Annotated in this window: 23 protein-coding genes and 1 riboswitch; of the genes, 21 read left to right on the plus strand and 2 right to left on the minus strand. The window is 55.1% G+C overall.

What is annotated here, in order from left to right; all coding sequences use genetic code 11:
- Window positions 1-49: 49 nt before the first annotated feature.
- A riboswitch (cobalamin riboswitch) is annotated at window positions 50-224 on the minus strand.
- A 303-nt stretch (window positions 225-527) separates the two neighbouring features.
- Window positions 528-1,445 (minus strand): transcriptional regulator PocR, encoded by a 918-nt coding sequence (gene pocR, locus QQZ17_RS17400; RefSeq protein ID WP_152403811.1) that lies wholly within the window; start codon window positions 1,443-1,445, stop codon window positions 528-530.
- 207 nt (window positions 1,446-1,652) lie between these two features.
- Entirely contained in the window at window positions 1,653-2,462 is an 810-nt protein-coding gene (pduF, locus tag QQZ17_RS17405) for a propanediol diffusion facilitator PduF (protein WP_044326732.1), read from the minus strand.
- A gap of 523 nt (window positions 2,463-2,985) precedes the next feature.
- Here pduF and pduA point away from each other — a divergent pair.
- From pduA to QQZ17_RS17510, 21 genes are all read left to right on the plus strand, one after another.
- The gene (gene pduA, locus QQZ17_RS17410; RefSeq protein ID WP_012906330.1) at window positions 2,986-3,270 is read left to right on the plus strand and encodes a propanediol utilization microcompartment protein PduA; all 285 of its coding nucleotides are present in this window, start codon (window positions 2,986-2,988) and stop codon (window positions 3,268-3,270) included.
- Window positions 3,267-4,079 carry a propanediol utilization microcompartment protein PduB gene (gene pduB / locus QQZ17_RS17415; RefSeq protein WP_042318194.1) on the plus strand — a complete coding sequence of 271 codons (813 nt, stop codon included), beginning with the start codon at window positions 3,267-3,269 and terminating at the stop codon, window positions 4,077-4,079. The genes pduA and pduB overlap by 4 nt, the downstream gene beginning before the upstream one ends.
- Window positions 4,080-4,097: 18 nt before the next feature.
- Window positions 4,098-5,762 (plus strand): propanediol dehydratase large subunit PduC, encoded by a 1,665-nt coding sequence (gene pduC, locus QQZ17_RS17420; protein ID WP_152403809.1) that lies wholly within the window; start codon window positions 4,098-4,100, stop codon window positions 5,760-5,762.
- 10 nt (window positions 5,763-5,772) lie between these two features.
- The gene (gene pduD / locus QQZ17_RS17425) at window positions 5,773-6,441 is read left to right on the plus strand and encodes a propanediol dehydratase medium subunit PduD (RefSeq protein ID WP_043000237.1); all 669 of its coding nucleotides are present in this window, start codon (window positions 5,773-5,775) and stop codon (window positions 6,439-6,441) included.
- A 13-nt stretch (window positions 6,442-6,454) separates the two neighbouring features.
- Window positions 6,455-6,976 carry a propanediol dehydratase small subunit PduE gene (gene pduE / locus QQZ17_RS17430; protein WP_152403807.1) on the plus strand — a complete coding sequence of 174 codons (522 nt, stop codon included), beginning with the start codon at window positions 6,455-6,457 and terminating at the stop codon, window positions 6,974-6,976.
- Between the two features lie 9 nt (window positions 6,977-6,985).
- Window positions 6,986-8,818 carry a diol dehydratase reactivase subunit alpha gene (locus tag QQZ17_RS17435; protein WP_152403805.1) on the plus strand — a complete coding sequence of 611 codons (1,833 nt, stop codon included), beginning with the start codon at window positions 6,986-6,988 and terminating at the stop codon, window positions 8,816-8,818.
- Window positions 8,808-9,158 carry a glycerol dehydratase reactivase beta/small subunit family protein gene (locus tag QQZ17_RS17440; RefSeq protein WP_042318189.1) on the plus strand — a complete coding sequence of 117 codons (351 nt, stop codon included), beginning with the start codon at window positions 8,808-8,810 and terminating at the stop codon, window positions 9,156-9,158. The genes QQZ17_RS17435 and QQZ17_RS17440 overlap by 11 nt, the downstream gene beginning before the upstream one ends.
- Window positions 9,159-9,177: 19 nt before the next feature.
- Complete coding sequence (gene pduJ / locus QQZ17_RS17445) at window positions 9,178-9,453, plus strand: propanediol utilization microcompartment protein PduJ (protein WP_042318188.1); 276 nt, start codon at window positions 9,178-9,180, stop codon at window positions 9,451-9,453.
- A gap of 23 nt (window positions 9,454-9,476) precedes the next feature.
- The gene (locus QQZ17_RS17450; RefSeq protein ID WP_152403803.1) at window positions 9,477-9,968 is read left to right on the plus strand and encodes a BMC domain-containing protein; all 492 of its coding nucleotides are present in this window, start codon (window positions 9,477-9,479) and stop codon (window positions 9,966-9,968) included.
- A gap of 5 nt (window positions 9,969-9,973) precedes the next feature.
- A complete protein-coding gene (locus tag QQZ17_RS17455; protein ID WP_152403801.1) occupies window positions 9,974-10,606 on the plus strand; it encodes a phosphate propanoyltransferase in 633 nt (210 codons plus the stop codon).
- The gene (pduM, locus tag QQZ17_RS17460; protein ID WP_152403799.1) at window positions 10,603-11,094 is read left to right on the plus strand and encodes a microcompartment protein PduM; all 492 of its coding nucleotides are present in this window, start codon (window positions 10,603-10,605) and stop codon (window positions 11,092-11,094) included. The genes QQZ17_RS17455 and pduM overlap by 4 nt, the downstream gene beginning before the upstream one ends.
- 3 nt (window positions 11,095-11,097) lie before the next feature.
- Complete coding sequence (gene pduN / locus QQZ17_RS17465; protein ID WP_109740351.1) at window positions 11,098-11,373, plus strand: propanediol utilization microcompartment protein PduN; 276 nt, start codon at window positions 11,098-11,100, stop codon at window positions 11,371-11,373.
- A gap of 9 nt (window positions 11,374-11,382) precedes the next feature.
- Window positions 11,383-12,390 carry a two-domain cob(I)yrinic acid a,c-diamide adenosyltransferase PduO gene (pduO, locus tag QQZ17_RS17470; protein ID WP_152403797.1) on the plus strand — a complete coding sequence of 336 codons (1,008 nt, stop codon included), beginning with the start codon at window positions 11,383-11,385 and terminating at the stop codon, window positions 12,388-12,390.
- On the plus strand, window positions 12,387-13,772 hold the full coding sequence (pduP, locus tag QQZ17_RS17475; protein ID WP_152403795.1) for a CoA-acylating propionaldehyde dehydrogenase PduP: 1,386 nt from the start codon (window positions 12,387-12,389) through the stop codon (window positions 13,770-13,772). Before pduO ends, pduP begins: the two co-directional genes overlap by 4 nt.
- A gap of 10 nt (window positions 13,773-13,782) precedes the next feature.
- Window positions 13,783-14,895 (plus strand): 1-propanol dehydrogenase PduQ, encoded by a 1,113-nt coding sequence (locus QQZ17_RS17480; protein WP_152403792.1) that lies wholly within the window; start codon window positions 13,783-13,785, stop codon window positions 14,893-14,895.
- Window positions 14,892-16,247, plus strand: a complete 1,356-nt coding sequence (locus tag QQZ17_RS17485; RefSeq protein ID WP_152403790.1) for a 4Fe-4S dicluster domain-containing protein — start codon at window positions 14,892-14,894, stop codon at window positions 16,245-16,247. The genes QQZ17_RS17480 and QQZ17_RS17485 overlap by 4 nt, the downstream gene beginning before the upstream one ends.
- 2 nt (window positions 16,248-16,249) lie before the next feature.
- A complete protein-coding gene (gene pduT / locus QQZ17_RS17490) occupies window positions 16,250-16,804 on the plus strand; it encodes a propanediol utilization microcompartment protein PduT (protein WP_152403788.1) in 555 nt (184 codons plus the stop codon).
- A complete protein-coding gene (gene pduU / locus QQZ17_RS17495; RefSeq protein ID WP_042318179.1) occupies window positions 16,804-17,154 on the plus strand; it encodes a propanediol utilization microcompartment protein PduU in 351 nt (116 codons plus the stop codon). Before pduT ends, pduU begins: the two co-directional genes overlap by 1 nt.
- Before the next feature lie 4 nt (window positions 17,155-17,158).
- Entirely contained in the window at window positions 17,159-17,611 is a 453-nt protein-coding gene (gene pduV / locus QQZ17_RS17500; RefSeq protein WP_152403786.1) for a propanediol utilization protein PduV, read from the plus strand.
- Entirely contained in the window at window positions 17,596-18,810 is a 1,215-nt protein-coding gene (locus QQZ17_RS17505) for an acetate/propionate family kinase (RefSeq protein WP_152403784.1), read from the plus strand. Before pduV ends, QQZ17_RS17505 begins: the two co-directional genes overlap by 16 nt.
- A 91-nt stretch (window positions 18,811-18,901) precedes the next feature.
- The gene (locus QQZ17_RS17510; RefSeq protein ID WP_152403782.1) at window positions 18,902-19,768 is read left to right on the plus strand and encodes an L-threonine kinase; all 867 of its coding nucleotides are present in this window, start codon (window positions 18,902-18,904) and stop codon (window positions 19,766-19,768) included.
- The last annotated feature ends 14 nt before the right edge of the window (window positions 19,769-19,782 follow it).

The raw sequence follows: 19,782 nt of genomic DNA on the forward strand, positions 1-19,782 counted from the left end.
CCAGTCTTCCGACTGTACGCATCTGAGCAACCCACTTCCCACCGAAGTTGTTGGTAGTATCCGACAGGCTGGTCTTCTGGCTTAGCGTCGTCCTCGCCCGTCCTTCCCAATCTTGCGATCAGTGGTCTTCACGGGGTTGTCAGCATCACAGCAGCGGGGGCTGCGGGGGATTTTCACCCCCTTCCCAGACACAATTGTGTCAAACCTGTCGGCTTAAATGATGAGCAGAATGAATTCTCCTCATCACAACAATACTTTTTCGTTACTTATTCGTTGCGCATTTTTTATCAACATAAAATGCCGCAATAAAACGATTCTGAATGAAATGTCATGCAAGAGAATAATGAAACCTCTTAACAATGACACTGTATCTCATCACAGAAATAAAAACTGGTGAAGTTTATTCCGTAAAGAGCGATATTTTATTGCGCTATGACAATTTATTGCTGTACTAAAAACACTTAACCATTATAAATGACCGGATTACACGGGAATATCAAAAATCGGCAATAGCAAAATATTGCTATTTATGCCGACTCAGCAGGCAAGTTTTCATTTATTTTTTGTCGATAGGCCTGCGGCGTAACCTGATAAGTCTGACGGAACACTTTGCAAAAATAGCTGGTTTGCGAAAAACCTAAATTGCGGGCAATACTGGCAATGCTCCAGTCACTGTGGCAAAGCAGCTCTCTGGCACTGGCCATGCGCTGTTGATTGACCCACGCATTAAAACCAATGCCCTGATATTTTTTGAACAGTTTGCTGAAATAGTACGGGCTCAGATAGACGTGCGATGCCACATCTTCAAGACGAAGATCGTCAGACAGATGCGCATCAATATAGCGCAACGCTTTTTTCATCTTACTGTCATGAGGGCTGGCGGCGCGGGCCGGACGTGCAGGTTCCGTAGGCTGTGCGCTGTCTTTGATCACCACGAAATTGAGCTGCTTTTTGAGGCAGTTTTCAACAATGAGTTTGAGCAGATCCGCCGAGGCCATCACACGTGAATAGTCCATTTCCGGGACATTACTGAACTCATTGAGCAGTTCTGGATCGGCCTGCCAGCGATCGTCAACCTTCATGATGTTAAGCAGATCGATACCGTCATCGTTACGTAAACGCACCTGGCCGCACAAGACAAACCCGACAAGATGGCCTGAGATCACGAGAGGAATAGAAAAATCGGTTAGCCCGGCATGACAGCGATAGATACAGGGTTGATCCGATTTTGACGCTTCCAGTCCTCCACAGCGATCGCTCATACGACACCGGGTACTGTGTTGTGGATGCTGACGCATCAGTTGACAAAAAGGCGTGAAATTAAACAGTTCAGAAATCTCATCACCGTGAATATTGACAACCACAACAGCCAGGCTGGTCGCTTGCGCAAAATCCTGTGCGATTTTATTAATGAGTTCTGAGTTCAGGGTACTCGCAGAAATCATGATAAAATCCCTCAGTTAATCCATTGTTATAATGAAAACATAAATTTTACATTCACTTTTTATCATCCCCTATCCTTGTATGTAATGACAGAAAGTATAAGGGACAATAACAAAAGTCTCCCCGGGTGGGGAGACTTTTTAGTCAGTTCGTGAAAGCAGATCACGAAATAGAAATTAAAGACGTGATAATAGCCGTATGTGTCCGAATTACGCGTCTGTCTCTTCAATTTTACAGGTATTACAGGGCAAATTTTTACCAATGAGGTACTTGTAGATAGCCGCTCCCGCGCACGCACCAATCAGTGGCGCGATAATCGGTACTATAAAGTACGGAATATCACGTCCGCCAGTCATCGCAATATCCCCCCAGCCCGCCATCCAGGCGAACAGTTTAGGACCAAAATCACGCGCCGGGTTCATGGCAAACCCTGTCAACGGGCCTGTGGATGCGCCAATCACCGCCACCAGAATGCCGATCAGCAGCGGCGCCAGTGGTCCCTTAGGCACGCCGTTGCCATCATCCGTCAGCGCCATAATCAGCCCCATCAGAATAGAGGTGATGACGATTTCGACCCCTGCCGCCTGCCACACGCTAAGTGCGGCAGCTGGATATGTACTGAAAATACTGGCCAGATAGAGGCTATCGGCGCTGCCGCGAACCATATTGTGGGCAGTTTCGTACTCGGTGAATAAATTGCCGTAAAGCAGATAGGCCAGCACCGCGCCGCCAAACGCACCCGCAACCTGCGCAATGGTGTAAGGCAGAACTTTGCGTCCCGGGAAGCAGGCAAACAGCCAGAGTGCGACGGTGATCGCCGGGTTCAGATGCGCCCCGGAAATTCCCGCTGTCAGATAAACCGCAAGCGAAATTCCCAGACCCCAAATAATACAAATTTCCCAGAGACCCAGACTGGCACCTGCAACTTTCAGTGCGCTAAGGCAGCCGATACCAAAAAACAAAAACAATCCGGTACCCAAAAACTCGGCAATGCATTGCGCTTTCAGTGAATCATTCATTGTGACACCTTCTTAGAAGCGTTCGTGTCCTTACCAGCGGACCCTTGCTGGTCGTAGAGTACAACAACACCTACTATAGAAAGAGGTCGCTGAAAATTGTTGGCAAACTGAGCACTCTGAGACCTGGAAAAATCGTGTTGTTATAGCAATTTCTTGTCATTCATTTATTCAGAGGCAGCGTGTAGAGAGCCTGAATGTAATTAACCAAGACGATTCAGAATAATAAAAATTGGTTATTTGAAGATTCGTCTTTTCCAATCAACGTCACAAATCGGTTTTCCCGCATAGCAAATTAAATTAATACTGTCATCCCTTAAAATGTAAATATGGAATAGCAAAAACCAAAATATCACATCCATAAAAATTAACAAAACCCGCAAAAACAACAGGATAAAATACAATAAAGCAAGTTTATCACATTCATACCCCACTAATTTTTCTCCCTTACTTTCAAGTCAGCCATTCTTTTTCCTCGCTTCTTTTTATAGTCATGATTATCGGGACAAACCCAGGCGAGGTCTTTATGCAACAAGAAGCATTAGGAATGGTAGAAACCAAAGGCTTAACTGCAGCCATAGAGGCCGCAGATGCAATGGTGAAGTCAGCCAATGTCATGTTGGTCGGCTACGAAAAAATTGGCTCAGGGCTGGTAACCGTCATCGTTCGCGGTGATGTCGGTGCCGTAAAAGCGGCGACCGATGCGGGTGCTGCCGCTGCGCGCAACGTGGGAGAAGTGAAAGCCGTACACGTCATTCCACGCCCTCATACCGATGTTGAAAAAATCTTACCGAAGGGAATTAACCCATGAGCAGCAATGAACTGGTTGAACAGATCATGGCGCAGGTCATTGCCCGTGTGGCAACGCCTGATCAAGCGGGCATCCCTGATAAAACCCATCCAAAACGAGAGACGGCTATGGCAGAGAAGAGCTGCAGTTTAACGGAATTTGTTGGCACTGCGATTGGCGACACCGTAGGTCTGGTGATTGCAAACGTAGACAGTGCCCTGTTGGAAGCAATGAAGCTTGAGAAGCGCTATCGCTCCATTGGCATCCTGGGCGCGCGTACCGGCGCGGGTCCACACATCATGGCGGCTGACGAAGCGGTCAAAGCCACCAATACCGAAGTGGTGAGCATTGAACTCCCACGCGATACCAAAGGCGGTGCAGGCCACGGTTCGTTAATCATTATCGGCGGCAACGACGTTTCCGACGTTAAGCGCGGGATTGAAGTGGCGCTGAAAGAACTCGACCGGACCTTCGGTGATGTTTATGGCAATGAGGCCGGACACATCGAACTGCAGTACACCGCGCGTGCCAGTTACGCACTGGAAAAAGCCTTCGGCGCGCCGGTTGGCCGTGCCTGTGGCGTGATTGTCGGTGCCCCGGCCTCCGTCGGCGTGCTGATGGCGGATACCGCGCTGAAAGCAGCGAATGTTGAAGTCGTGGCTTACAGCTCTCCGGCGCATGGCACCAGCTTCAGTAACGAAGCGATCCTGGTTATCTCCGGCGATTCTGGCGCAGTGCGTCAGGCGGTTATCTCGGCGCGAGAAATCGGTAAAACCGTCCTTGCGACCCTCGGTTCAGAACCGAAAAACGATCGCCCGTCCTACATCTGATATCCGTGAGGCTCATTCATGAGATCGAAAAGATTTGAAGCACTGGCGAAACGCCCTGTAAATCAGGACGGATTCGTTAAGGAGTGGATCGAAGAAGGCTTCATTGCGATGGAAAGCCCGAACGATCCTAAGCCGTCGATTAAAATCGTTAACGGCGCAGTCACCGAACTCGATGGCAAATCGGTCAGCCAGTTCGACCTGATTGACCACTTCATTGCCCGCTACGGCATCAACCTGACGCGCGCAGAAGAAGTCATGGCAATGGACTCCGTTAAGCTCGCCAACATGCTGTGCGATCCTAACGTGAAACGTCGCGACATTGTGCCGCTGACTACGGCGATGACCCCGGCGAAAATTGTCGAAGTGGTTTCGCACATGAACGTGGTTGAGATGATGATGGCGATGCAAAAAATGCGCGCACGTCGTACTCCATCCCAGCAGGCACACGTCACCAACGTCAAAGATAATCCGGTGCAGATAGCTGCCGACGCAGCAGAAGGTGCATGGCGCGGTTTTGATGAGCAAGAGACGACCGTGGCCGTGGCGCGTTATGCCCCGTTCAACGCCATTGCTCTGCTCGTCGGTTCTCAGGTCGGTCGTCCGGGCGTGTTGACGCAATGTTCGCTGGAAGAAGCCACTGAACTGAAACTCGGCATGCTGGGCCATACCTGCTACGCCGAAACCATTTCCGTCTACGGTACCGAACCGGTCTTTACCGATGGCGATGATACGCCGTGGTCAAAAGGCTTCCTCGCCTCTTCTTACGCCTCCCGTGGTTTGAAAATGCGTTTCACCTCCGGTTCAGGTTCCGAAGTGCAGATGGGCTATGCCGAAGGTAAATCCATGCTGTATCTGGAAGCGCGCTGCATATACATCACCAAAGCGGCGGGTGTTCAAGGTCTGCAAAACGGCTCCGTGAGCTGCATCGGCGTTCCGTCCGCCGTTCCATCAGGGATCCGCGCGGTACTGGCAGAAAACCTGATCTGTTCATCACTGGATCTGGAATGCGCCTCCAGTAACGACCAGACCTTTACCCACTCCGATATGCGTCGTACCGCGCGTCTGCTGATGCAGTTCCTGCCGGGTACCGACTTTATCTCTTCCGGTTATTCCGCCGTGCCGAACTACGACAACATGTTCGCGGGCTCCAACGAAGATGCGGAAGACTTCGATGACTACAACGTTATCCAGCGTGACCTGAAAGTGGACGGTGGTCTGCGTCCGGTGCGTGAAGAGGACGTTATCGCCATTCGTAACAAAGCAGCACGTGCTCTGCAGGCGGTTTTCGCCGGCATGGGTCTGCCGCCGATTACGGATGAAGAAGTCGAAGCCGCCACCTACGCACACGGTTCAAAAGATATGCCTGAACGTAACATCGTTGAGGACATCAAGTTTGCGCAGGAAATCATCAACAAAAACCGCAACGGTCTGGAAGTGGTGAAAGCGCTGGCTCAGGGTGGCTTTACCGATGTCGCGCAGGACATGCTCAACATCCAGAAAGCCAAGTTAACCGGGGACTATCTGCATACCTCCGCCATTATCGTCGGCGACGGACAAGTGCTCTCTGCAGTCAATGACGTCAACGATTATGCCGGTCCGGCAACAGGTTATCGCCTGCAAGGCGAACGCTGGGAAGAAATTAAGAACATCCCTGGCGCACTTGATCCCAACGAGCTTGGCTAAGGGGTGAACAATGGAAATTAATGAAAAATTGCTGCGCCAGATTATTGAAGACGTTCTGTCCGAAATGCAGACCAGCGATAAGCCCGTCTCGTTTCGCGCACCGGGAACGTCAACCGCACCTGCTGCACCGGCCGGTGACAGTTTTCTGACGGAAATTGGCGAGGCAAAACAGGGCACGCAACAGGATGAAGTCATCATCGCTGTCGGCCCGGCGTTTGGCCTTTCTCAGACCGTTAATATCGTCGGTTTGCCGCACAAGAACATTCTGCGTGAAGTGATTGCCGGTATTGAAGAAGAGGGCATCAAAGCGCGTGTGATTCGCTGCTTTAAATCGTCCGACGTGGCCTTTGTTGCCGTGGAGGGTAACCGTCTGAGCGGCTCTGGCATCTCTATCGGCATCCAGTCAAAAGGCACGACGGTCATCCACCAACAGGGACTGCCGCCGCTGTCCAACCTGGAGCTGTTCCCGCAGGCACCGCTGCTGACGCTGGAAACCTATCGCCAGATTGGTAAAAACGCCGCGCGTTATGCCAAGCGTGAATCACCGCAGCCGGTTCCGACGCTAAACGATCAGATGGCACGCCCGAAATATCAGGCTAAATCCGCCATTTTGCACATTAAAGAGACGAAGTACGTCGTGACGGGCAAAAACCCGCAGGAACTGCGCGTGGCGCTTTAATAAGGATCCCTTTATGAATACCGATGCAATTGAATCGATGGTACGGGATGTGTTGAGCCGCATGAACAGCCTGCAGGGCGACACATCTGCCCCGGCAGCCGGTTCGAGCAGTACGACCCAGACCGCAAAAGTGACCGACTATCCACTCGCCAGTAAGCATCCTGAGTGGGTCAAAACGGCCACCAACAAAACGCTGGATGAGTTCACTCTCGAAAACGTTCTGAGCAACAAAGTGACCGCGCAGGATATGCGTATCACACCGGAAACGCTGCGCATTCAGGCGGCTATCGCCAAAGATGCTGGACGTGACCGCCTGGCGATGAACTTTGAGCGTGCCGCAGAACTGACGGCTGTACCGGACGATCGCATTCTTGAGATCTATAACGCTCTGCGTCCTTACCGTTCAACGAAAGAAGAACTGCTCGCGATCGCGGACGATCTTGAAAATCGCTATCAGGCCAAAATCTGCGCCGCGTTTGTTCGTGAAGCTGCGGTGTTGTACGTCGAGCGTAAGAAACTGAAAGGCGACGACTAAGGAAAGGTCATGAGATATATAGCTGGCATTGATATCGGCAACTCATCCACAGAAGTCGCGCTGGCGACAGTGGATGGCACTGGCGCGCTCACCATTACCGGTAGCGCGCTGGCGGAAACCACCGGGATAAAAGGCACATTGCGTAATGTGTTTGGGATTCAGGAGGCGCTTACGCTTGCGGCTAACAATGCAGGCATCAATGTCAGCGATATCTCGCTTATCCGTATCAACGAAGCCACCCCGGTGATTGGTGATGTCGCGATGGAAACCATCACGGAAACTATCATCACCGAATCCACCATGATCGGTCATAACCCGAAAACACCGGGCGGTGTCGGTCTGGGTGTGGGGATCACTATCACGCCGGAAGAGTTACTCACCCGCCCGGCGGATACCCCGTTAATTCTGGTGGTGTCATCCGCTTTCGATTTCGCTGATGTCGCCACCATGATTAACGCCTCAGTCCGTGCTGGTTATCAGTTAACGGGTGTCATTTTGCAACAGGACGATGGCGTTCTGGTCAGTAACAGACTGGAAAAACCGCTGCCTATCGTTGATGAAGTGCTGTACATCGACCGTATACCGCTCGGAATGCTGGCCGCCATCGAGGTCGCCGTACCCGGTAAGGTTATCGAAACGCTGTCAAACCCTTATGGCATCGCGACGGTGTTTAATCTCAACGCGGACGAGACCAAAAACATTGTTCCGATGGCGCGAGCGCTGATTGGCAACCGCTCCGCTGTGGTGGTGAAAACCCCTTCAGGTGATGTTAAAGCGCGCGCCATTCCTGCTGGAAACATTGAACTGCAGTCACAGGGACGTACGCTACGCGTTGATGTCGCCGCGGGTGCCGACGCCATTATGAAAGCGGTCGGCGAATGCCCGAAACTGGACAACGTTACCGGTGAAGCGGGCACCAATATTGGCGGCATGCTGGAACACGTTCGCCAGACGATGGCGGAACTGACCAACAAACCAAGCAACGAAATTTTTATCCAGGATTTGCTGGCCGTCGACACCTCCGTCCCCGTCAGCGTCACCGGCGGACTGGCCGGTGAGTTTTCTCTGGAACAGGCCGTCGGTATCGCATCGATGGTGAAATCAGACCGTCTGCAGATGGCGATGATCGCCAGCGAAATCAAAGAAAAGCTGAACGTGGACGTTCAGGTTGGCGGCGCAGAAGCTGAAGCGGCGATTCTGGGCGCGCTCACCACGCCCGGCACCACGCGTCCTCTGGCGATTCTGGATTTAGGCGCTGGCTCGACCGACGCCTCCATCATTAATCCCAAAGGCGAAATTATCGCCACGCACCTCGCCGGGGCTGGCGACATGGTGACCATGATCATCGCCCGGGAACTGGGGCTTGATGACCGCTACCTGGCAGAAGAGATCAAAAAGTATCCGTTAGCCAAGGTCGAAAGCCTGTTCCATCTGCGCCACGAAGACGGCAGCGTTCAGTTTTTCCCGACGCCGCTTCCCCCTGCGGTATTTGCCCGGGTCTGCGTGGTCAAACCGGATGAACTGGTGCCTCTGCCCGGCGATCTCGCACTGGAAAAAGTTCGCGCCATTCGTCGCAGCGCCAAAGAGCGCGTATTTGTCACCAATGCCCTGCGCGCGCTACGACAGGTTAGCCCGACGGGCAATATCCGCGACATTCCGTTCGTCGTTCTGGTGGGCGGCTCCTCGCTGGACTTTGAAGTGCCGCAGCTGGTGACGGACGCCCTGGCGCATTATCGACTGGTTGCCGGACGCGGAAATATTCGCGGCACCGAAGGACCGCGAAACGCAGTGGCGACGGGCCTCATCCTTTCCTGGCATAAGGAGTTTGCCCATGGACAGTAGTGTCACTACGCCTGCCATTGTGATTTCGACTATCGGCGACTGTCTTTCCGTCTGGAAAGAGGTGCTGCTCGGCATTGAAGAAGAAGGCATCCCGTTTGTGATTCAACACCAGGCGGCGGGAGAAGTCGTTCAGAGCGCATGGCAGGCAGCCCGCATGTCGCCGCTGCTGGTTGGCATCGCCTGCAACGAAGAAACCCTGGTCGTGCACTACAAAAATTTACCCACTTCAGCGCCGCTTTTTACGCTGACGTATCGCCAAAACAGCCTTGACCGGCGAAGTACTGGAAACAACGCGGCAAGGTTAGTCAAAGGGATCCCCTTCCGGGATCTCAATGCTTAATCCACAGGAGAATCGCAGTATGAATAACGCACTGGGACTGGTTGAAACAAAAGGGTTGGTCGGCGCGATTGAAGCCGCAGATGCCATGGTGAAATCTGCCAACGTGCAACTGGTCGGTTACGAAAAAATCGGCTCCGGTCTGGTGACCGTCATGGTTCGCGGTGACGTCGGCGCCGTTAAAGCCGCCGTTGATGCAGGCTGCGCGGCAGCAAGCGTCGTGGGCGAGGTGAAATCCAGCCACGTTATCCCGCGTCCGCACAGCGACGTTGAGGCTATTTTACCGAAATCGGCCTGAGTACTATCGAAAAGGAGCACAGCGTGAAGCAATCACTGGGATTACTCGAAGTTAGTGGTCTGGCATTAGCCATCTGTTGCGCAGATGCCATGGCGAAAGCGGCTTCCATCACGCTGGTTGGCCTTGAAAAAACCAACGGTTCAGGCTGGACGGTGATCAAGATAACCGGTGATGTGGCGTCAGTACAATCTGCCATCATCACCGGTACTCATCTCGCCGAACAGCAAGATGGCCTGGTCGCGCATAAAGTGATCGCCAGACCCGGCGAGGGTATTCTCTCCCGCGCGATGGCTGCCACCCCGGCGCCTGTATCAGCACCCGCAGCGGTGTCTGTACCTGAGCCCGTGCCAGCCCCCATTGAAGAACCTGAAACTGAAGTCGTTGTAGAAGAGTCAGCACCGGAAGCGGCGCCTGAAGACGGGATTATCAGCTGCAATTTGTGTCTGGACCCGGCCTGTAAGCGCCAGAAAGGCGAACCCCGGTCGCTCTGCCTGCATTCAGGTAAACGAGGTTAAGCGTAATGGATAAGCAACTTCTGGAAACGACGGTCAGCAAAGTGCTGAATGAATTGCGGGATCGCCCTATTCCACTGGGCGTTTCCAACCGTCATATCCACCTTAACGCTGAGGATTATGCCCGTCTTTTTCCGGGACATCCGATTAGTGAGAAAAAAGGACTCCTGCAACCGGGACAGTACGCGGCTGAGCAGACCGTCACGTTAGTGGGTCCAAAAGGTCAACTGAAAAATGTTCGCCTGCTGGGGCCACTACGTAGCACCAGCCAGGTGGAGATTTCGCGCACGGATGCCAGAACGTTGGGCATCGCCGCACCGTTACGGATGTCCGGTAATCTTAATGGTACGCCGGGTATTCGCCTCGTGAGCCCCTTTGGCGAAGTCGAACTCCCCTCTGGCGTGATCGTCGCCCAGCGCCACATTCACATGTCACCGCTGGATGCGCTGATCCTGCGCGTTGCTCATGGCGATAGCGTCAGTGTCGCCATTGAGGGAACCGATCGTCGGCTGATCTTCGACAACGTTGCGGTACGTGTTTCCCCCGATATGCGCCTGGAGATGCATATTGATACCGACGAGGCCAATGCCGCTGGGGCAGATGACGCCAATGCTTTCGTCACGCTGGTGACGCCGCGATGAACGGCGATATGTTGCAGCGAATCGTCGAGGAGGTGGTCTCCCGCCTGCAGCGTCGAGCACAAAGCTCCGTCACGCTGAGCGTCGCGCAACTGCGGGAAACACAGTCCCACACCCTGTTTTGTCAGTACGCCTCCCTGCATATTTTGCAGGTCGATCTGCCCCTGCTGGAGCAGATCGCCGACAACGATTCGTCGCATGCTGCCGCCGTCATGATTCATGAGGCGCTGGCATTGGGTCTCCGGGTGCAACTCTCACTGCAACGTCGGCTATTGCCCGCATTGCCAGTGAAGAAGCTGGCCCGATTGCCGCTGGTTTTCTGCGATGAGCAGGGGCAGTCAATCACACTGCACCCCACTCGACTGTTAAGTTACGCCGATGTTGCCCGCTTACCCGCAGGGTTACTGGTGCTGCATCGCACATGTGTTGTTACCGCGCTGGCTCGCGAGACCGCGAGTTCACGCCACATCCATTTAATTAAGCAGGAGTGAACCATGCATCTGGCACGTGTTACAGGCGCGGTGGTATCCACGCAAAAATCGCCCTCGTTGGTCGGTAAAAAACTTCTGCTGGTACGCCGGGTCAGTGCCGACGGCGAACTGCCGACGAATCCGACGGCAGGCGATGAAGTCGCCGTTGACTCCGTCGGCGCAGGCGTTGGCGAACTGGTGCTCCTGAGCAGCGGTTCCAGCGCCAGGCATGTTTTTTCCGGGCCGAATGAGGCCATCGATCTGGCCGTTGTCGGCATTGTCGACACGCTTTCTCGTTAAGGGGGAGTTATGGCGATTTATACCCGCACAGGCGACGCAGGCACAACGGCGCTTTTTACCGGACAGCGCGTCAGTAAAACGCACCCCCGAGTGGAAGCGTACGGCACGCTTGATGAGCTTAACGCCGCGCTGAGCCTGTGCGTCTGCGCCACCCGCAACGCGCAGCATCGCGCGCTGCTGGAAGCCATTCAACTGCAAATTTTCTGGTTCAGCGCTGAACTTGCCAGCGAAAGCGAACAACCCTCAGCGGACCAGCGCTACATCAGCTCTGAGGAAATTGCCGCGCTGGAAGCGGCCATCGATACCGCAATGGGACGCGTCGCGCCCTTGCACAGTTTTATTCTGCCAGGCCGCTGTGAAGCCGCAAGCCGCCTGCATTTTGCCCGCACGCTGGCGCGCCGGGCCGAACGCCGGCTGGTTGAACTCGCTGCCGATGTCAGCGTCAGGCATGTGCTAATGCGCTATATCAATCGCCTGTCAGACTGCTTGTATGCGCTGGCGCGAGCGGAAGATCACGACGCCCATCAGGACACGATTATCCTGGAAGTGACGAAACGCTATCTGGCAACCGGTCACGCCCCTGTCAAAAAGGAATCTGCGATGTCGCTCTCTTTTGGCGATCTCCATCAGTTAACCCGCGCCGCCGTCGAGCGGGCGCAAGCCTTAAACGTCCCGGTGGTCGTCAGTATTGTTGACGCCCACGGTACAGAAGCCGTTACCTGGCGGATGCCGGACGCTCTGCTGGTCAGCAGCGAACTGGCACCGAAAAAAGCCTGGACCGCCGTGGCGATGAAAACCGCGACTCATGAACTCGCGTCGGTGGTTCAGCCCGGCGCACCGCTGTACGGGCTGGAAAGTCATATGCAGGGAAAAGTCGTCACGTTTGGCGGCGGCTACGCGCTATGGCGTGATGGATTGCTTATTGGGGGTCTTGGTATCAGCGGGGGAAGCGTTGAACAGGACATGGACATTGCACAGACTGCCATTGCGGCAATAAACGTGAGAACACATCAATGAATACTACTGAACTGGAAACCCTCATCCGCACCATTTTGAGCGAGCAACTGGCTCCCGCAAAAACTGAAATCAAAGGGAACGGAATCTTTCAGTCTGTTGGTGAAGCAGTCGATGCAGCCCACCAGGCGTTCTTGCGTTATCAGCAGTCACCGCTGAAAACGCGCAGCGCCATTATCAGCGCTATCCGGGAAGAGCTGGCACCACAGTTGGCAGCCCTGGCAGCAGAAAGCGCAGCGGAAACCGGAATGGGTAACAAAGAGGACAAATTCCTCAAAAACAAAGCGGCGCTGGACAACACTCCTGGCATCGAAGACCTGACCACTACCGCGCTCACCGGCGACGGCGGCATGGTACTGTTTGAATATTCACCGTTTGGCGTGATTGGTTCAGTCGCTCCCAGCACCAACCCGACAGAAACCATTATCAACAACAGCATTAGCATGCTGGCGGCAGGCAACAGCGTCTATTTCAGCCCGCATCCGGGTGCCAAAACGGTGTCGCTGAAGCTTATCGCCATGATTGAGGATATCGCGTTTCGCAGCTGTGGCATTCGCAATCTGGTGGTGACCGTTGCCGAGCCGACATTTGAAGCCACCCAACAAATGATGGCGCATCCGAAAATTGCCGTACTGGCCATTACCGGCGGTCCAGGCATTGTGGCAATGGGCATGAAGAGTGGGAAGAAAGTGATTGGCGCAGGCGCGGGCAATCCCCCCTGCATCGTCGATGAGACAGCGGACCTGGTGAAGGCCGCAGAAGATATCATCAACGGCGCGGCATTTGACTACAACCTGCCCTGTATCTCAGAGAAAAGCCTGATTGTGGTGGAGTCAGTTGCGGAACAGCTAATCCAGCAAATGCAAAGTTTCGGCGCACTGTTGCTCAGTCCGGCCGATATCGAGAAGCTGCGCGCGACCTGCCTGCCTGAAGGCATTGCCAATAAAAAACTGGTCGGTAAAAGCCCTTCCGCCATGCTCGACGCCGCCGGTATTCCGGTCCCGGCAAAAGCGTCGCGCCTGTTGATTGGCGTCGTCAGCGCGGACGACAGCTGGGTAACCAGTGAGCAGTTGATGCCGATGCTGCCGGTGGTGAAGGTTAACGATTTTGACGCCGCGCTGTCGCTGGCGCTGAAAGTGGAAGATGGGCTGCATCATACCGCCATCATGCACTCGCAGAATGTGTCCCGCCTGAACCTCGCTGCGCGGACCCTGCAAACCTCCATTTTCGTTAAAAATGGCCCCTCCTATGCGGGAATTGGCGTCGGCGGCGAAGGTTTTACCACCTTCACCATCGCCACGCCGACCGGTGAAGGGACAACGTCGGCGCGCACGTTTGCCCGCTCCCGTCGCTGTGTGCTGACTAACGGTTTCTCAATCCGCTAATGAGGTTGTGATGAATACCTTTTCACTGCAAACCCGTTTGTACAGCGGCCCTGGAAGTCTGAAGGTGCTTGGCCGCTTTACGAACAAGCACATCTGGATTATCTGCGATAGTTTTCTCGCTCGTTCGCCGCTGATTAATACGCTGCGCGAGGCGATACCGGCGGATAACCGGATCAGCGTATTCAGTGAGATCACGCCAGACCCGACCATCGGAACCGTCGTTCAGGGGATTGCGCAAATGCAGTCCCTGCGCCCCGATGTGGTGATCGGTTTCGGCGGCGGCTCCGCGCTGGATGCGGCGAAGGCCATTGTCTGGTTCAGCCGTCAGTTTGATATTGATATTGAAACCTGCGTGGCGATCCCGACCACCAGCGGAACCGGGTCGGAAGTCACCAGCGCCTGCGTGATTAGCGATCCGGAGAAAGGCATTAAGTATCCGCTGTTTAACAACGCGCTCTATCCGGACATGGCGATCCTTGATCCGATGCTGGTCGTCAGCGTCCCGCCCGCCATCACCGCCAATACCGGGATGGATGTTCTGACGCACGCGCTGGAAGCCTATGTGTCCACGCACGCCAGTGACTTTACCGATGCACTCGCTGAAAAAGCAGCTCAGATCGTCTTTCAGTATCTACCTGTCGCCGTTCGTAAAGGCGACTGTCTTGCCACTCGAGGCAAAATGCACAACGCCTCTACGCTGGCAGGAATGGCATTCAGCCAGGCTGGACTGGGACTGAACCATGCCATCGCCCACCAGTTAGGCGGCCAGTTCCATCTGCCTCACGGCCTGGCAAATGCCCTGCTGCTGGTGTCGGTGATCCGCTTCAACGCGCACGATCCACGGGCGGCTAAACGCTACGCCCGATTCGCCAAAGCCTGTCATTTATGTCCTGACAGCGCCAATGAAACGGCGAGTGTGAATGCGTTGGTACAGCACATTGAACAACTGAAAAAAGCGTGCGCTATCCCTACCCTCGCCGCCACGCTTAAAGAACAAAAGCAGGACTGGTCACAGCGTATTCCGGCAATGGTTCAGGCCGCGCTGGCGGACGTAACGCTGAAGACCAACCCCAGAGCTGCGGATGCCGGAGCCATTCAGGAACTGCTTGAGGAGTTGCTATGAATGCCGCCCTGAATGATGAACTGGCCACACTGAATGCGCAGACCCTCGTTGAGCGCGTTCGCGCGGCAGGCATTGTGGGGGCTGGCGGTGCTGGCTTTCCGACGCATGTCAAACTCCAGGCTCAGGTGGAGATTTTCCTGGTCAATGCTGCCGAATGCGAGCCGATGCTGAAAGTCGATCAGCAACTCATGGCGCAGCAGGCGGCGCGTCTGATTCGCGGCGTACAGTATGCGATGAAGGCCACCGGAGCTCGTGAAGGGATTATCGCCCTGAAAGAAAAGTACCAGCCAGCGATTGCCGCCCTGACGCCGCTGTTGCCTCCGGCGATCAGGCTTCACATTCTGCCCGATGTCTATCCGGCGGGAGATGAAGTTCTGACGATCTGGATGGCAACAGGTCGTCGCGTTCCCCCCGCCGCCCTGCCGGTCAGCGTGGGGGTGGTGGTCAACAACGTACAAACCGTACTGAATATCGCCCGCGCGGTCGAGCAGCAGTATCCCGTGACGCGCCGTACGCTCACGATTAACGGTGCCGTTGTCCGCCCACAGACCGTAACCGTCCCCATCGGCATGTCCTTACGCGACGTGCTGGAGATGGCTGGCGGCGCAACCATCGACGATCCGGGATTTATCAACGGCGGACCAATGATGGGAAGCCTGGTGACGTCGCTGGACGCGCCGGTCACGAAAACTACCGGCGGACTGCTGGTGCTGCCGAAATCACATCCGCTGATTCAGCGGCGTATGCAGGATGAGCGTACCGTGCTGTCAGTGGCGAGAACCGTTTGTGAACAATGTCGCCTGTGTACCGATCTCTGCCCGAGGCATCTCATCGGTCACGAACTCTCTCCGCATCTGCTGGTGCGCGCAGTCAATTTCCATCAGGCCGCCACACCACAACTGCTGCTCAGCGCCCTCACCTGTTCCGAATGCAACGTCTGTGAAAGTGTGGCCTGTCCGGTAGGTATTTCACCCATGCGGATTAACCGCATGCTGAAACGCGAACTGCGCGCCCAAAATCAGCGCTACGAGGGCCCGCTCAATCCGGCTGATGAGATGGCGAAATACCGTCTGGTGCCGGTTAAACGACTCATCGCCAAACTGGGGCTAACGCCATGGTATCGGGAAGCGCCGTTAGTCGACAGCGAGCCCGTTGTTGAGAAGACGACGCTGTTGCTGCGCCAGCACATCGGCGCCAGCGCGGTGCCCTGCGTTCAGAAAGGCGAGCGCGTCGCGCGTGGTCAGTGCGTTGCTGAAACTCCGCAAGGCGCACTCGGTGCGCCTGTTCACGCCAGTATTGACGGCATTGTCTGTGAGGTAACAGATCAGGCCATTATCGTTGTAAGAGGTTAACCATGTCTCAGGCCATAGGTATTTTAGAACTCACCAGCATTGCCAAAGGGATGGAAGCGGGCGATGCCATGCTGAAAAGCGCCAATGTGGATCTGCTGGTCAGCAAAACCATTTGTCCGGGTAAATTTTTACTCATGCTGGGCGGCGACGTTGGCGCGGTACAACAGGCGATCGAAACCGGAAACGCGCTCGCTGGCGAAATGCTGGTCGACAGTCTGGTGTTGCCCAACATTCATGCCAGCGTGCTTCCCGCAATCAGCGGCCTGAACAGCGTGGATAAACGTCAGGCGGTAGGGATTGTCGAAACCTGGAGCGTAGCGGCCTGTATCAGTGCGGCTGACCGGGCGGTGAAGGCGTCCAACGTGACGCTCGTGCGCGTTCATATGGCGTTCGGTATCGGCGGCAAATGCTACATGGTGGTCGCAGGCGACGTCTCCGATGTCAACAACGCGGTCACGGTTGCCAGTGAGAGCGCGGGTGAAAAAGGTCTGCTGGTTTATCGTTCGGTGATCCCACGCCCGCACGACGCGATGTGGCGTCAGATGGTGGAGGGATGATGGAAAGACAACCGACCACGGATCGCATGATCCAGGAGTACGTACCAGGCAAACAGGTCACGCTGGCGCATCTGATTGCGAACCCCGGCAAAGATCTGTTCAAGAAACTGGGATTGCAGGACAGCGTCTCGGCGATTGGCATTCTCACCATCACGCCAAGTGAAGCTTCCATTATTGCCTGTGACATTGCGACGAAATCCGGCGCAGTAGAGATAGGTTTTCTCGACCGTTTCACCGGTGCGGTGGTGTTAACCGGCGACGTGTCGGCGGTGGAATACGCCCTGAAGCAGGTAACGCGCACGCTTGGTGAAATGATGCGTTTTACAACCTGTTCCATCACGCGGACGTAGCGTTATGCAGCGCATGATGTTGATTGGCCCCAGCCAGTGCGGTAAGACCTCGCTGACGCAGTGTCTGCGCGGCGAGGCTCTCGAGTATCAGAAAACGCAGGCGATTGTCTGGTCTGCCGAAACTATCGACACCCCTGGCGAATATCTGGAAAACCGTTGTCTGTACAGCGCACTGCTGGCAAGCGCCTGCGAGGCGGATGTCATTGCGCTGGTGCTTAATAGCGATGCGCAGTGGTCACCTTTCTCCCCCGGCTTTACTGCACCGATGAACAGACCGGCATTCGGCGTGGTGACCAAATCAGATTTAGCGAACCCGCAGAAAATTGCGCAGGTCACCGGGTGGCTGGAGCAGGCCGGCGCACGGCGCGTCTTCGTGACCAGCGCCGTCAACCATTCCGGTCTTGATGAACTGTTTGCCTTTCTGAACCAAAAGGAATCTTCATGTCTCACAAAATAATGGCGATCAACGCGGGCAGCTCGTCCCTTAAATTTCAGTTGCTGGACATGCCGCAGGGCGATTTGCTGTGTCAGGGGCTCATTGAGCGTATCGGTCTGCCGGATGCCCGGATCACCCTGAAAGCGCAGGATCAAAAATGGCAGCAAACCACGCCGGTTGCCGATCATCGTGAGGCGGTGACCCTACTTCTCGAAATGCTGATTAGCCACGGTATTATCACCAGCCTGCAGGATATCGAGGGTGTCGGTCATCGCGTGGCGCATGGCGGGGAATCGTTTAAGGATTCCGTGCGCGTGACCGATGAATCGCTGGCGGAAATTGAACGCCTTGCCGAACTGGCGCCCTTGCATAACCCGGTTAACCTGCTTGGCATCAACGTGTTTCACCAGTTGCTGCCCGACGTACCTTCAGTTGCCGTTTTTGATACCGCGTTTCATCAAACGCTGGAAGAACCTGCCTATATCTATCCGCTTCCGTGGCGGTATTACGCGGAGTTTGGTATCCGCCGCTACGGTTTCCACGGGACCAGCCATAAGTATGTCAGTACGACACTCGCCGAAAGGCTTGGTGTACCGCTTAGCGCACTGCGCGTCGTGTGTTGTCATCTGGGCAACGGCAGCAGTATTTGCGCGATTAAGGGCGGAAAGTCGGTTAATACATCGATGGGCTTCACCCCGCAGTCTGGCGTAATGATGGGAACCCGCAGCGGGGATATCGACCCGTCCATCTTACCCTGGGTTGCCCAGCGTGAAGGCAAGACGCCACAGCAGCTCAATCACCTGCTGAACAATGAATCCGGGCTGCTTGGCGTTTCGGGCGTCTCGCATGACTATCGTGACGTTGAGCAGGCTGCTGACGCCGGGAATCCCCGCGCGGCTCTCGCACTGTCGCTGTTTGCGGAGCGTATTCGCGCCACGATTGGCAGCTATATCATGCAAATGGGTGGACTGGATGCGCTGGTGTTTACCGGTGGTATCGGGGAAAACTCGGCGCGCGCCAGAGCGGCAATCTGTCAGAATCTGCACTTCCTGGGTCTTGCCATAGACGAAGAGAAGAACCAACGGAATGCAACCTTTATTCAGGCGGAAAACGCGATCGTCAAAGTGGCGGTCATCAACACCAATGAAGAGCTGATGATAGCCCAGGACGTGATGCGGATTGCTCTCGCAGAATCAGAAACTTTCGCCGTGTCGGCCTGAGTTCGCGCCGCACAAATTGCGGCAAATCATGGTAATAGCGAAATCGCCATGACACTATGCGCCGAGGATTGTCGAGCAGAAAGGTGATAACGTGGCTGTTGCGCAGTGCCCCGCGTCATGCGGAGAGCTTATTCAGGGCTGGATTATGGGCAGCGAGAAACTGGTCTCCTGCCCGGTTGACTGGTACAGCACCGTCGAGGTCTGTACCGGTTCTCCTTTAGCGGACGAGCGCCCTCTTTCCCGGGCGATGGTCAACCGACTCCTTGAACACTGGAACTACCCCGCGCACCTGAGCCAGGATATTCGTGTTTCGATCCATTCAACTATCCCGATAGCAAAAGGTATGGCCAGCAGTACGGCGGATATCGCCGCAACAGCCGTCGCTACTGCGCAGCATCTCGGTCATCAACTGGATGAATCCACGCTCGCGCAACTTTGCGTCTCGCTGGAACCGACTGACAGCACCGTTTTTCAACAGCTAACGCTGTTTGACCACAACGATGCTTCGACGCAAATCCCCTGCGATTCTCAACCCGCGCTGGACCTCCTCGTGCTGGAAAGCCCGCAAACTTTACGCACCGCCGACTATCACCGCATTCCGCGGCAGGCCGGTTTGCATGCTGGCGCGCCTGCGCTGAAGCGGGCGTGGGAAAAAGTACAGGAAGCTTGTGCGGAGCAAAATCCGTATCGCATGGGAGAGGCGGCGACACTGAGCGCCATCGCCAGCCAGATGCTGTTGCCGAAACCCGATTTCGATGCGCTATTGTCGCTGGTTGAAGAGTGCGATTTATACGGCGTGAACGTGGCGCACAGCGGCAGCGTCGTCGGACTGATGCTCGACAGACAGCGACACGATGTGGACTATGTTAAGTGGCTACTGGCAAAAAACAGACTGACCGAACACTGGCCAGAACAGCACCTGTTACGGATGGTCAGCGGCGGCGTAAAACTTCAGTGAGGATCGCATTGCGG

It is taken from the genome of Citrobacter sp. T1.2D-1, assembly GCF_950098555.1.
Taxonomy (GTDB): Bacteria; Pseudomonadota; Gammaproteobacteria; order Enterobacterales; family Enterobacteriaceae; genus Citrobacter_A; species Citrobacter_A telavivensis.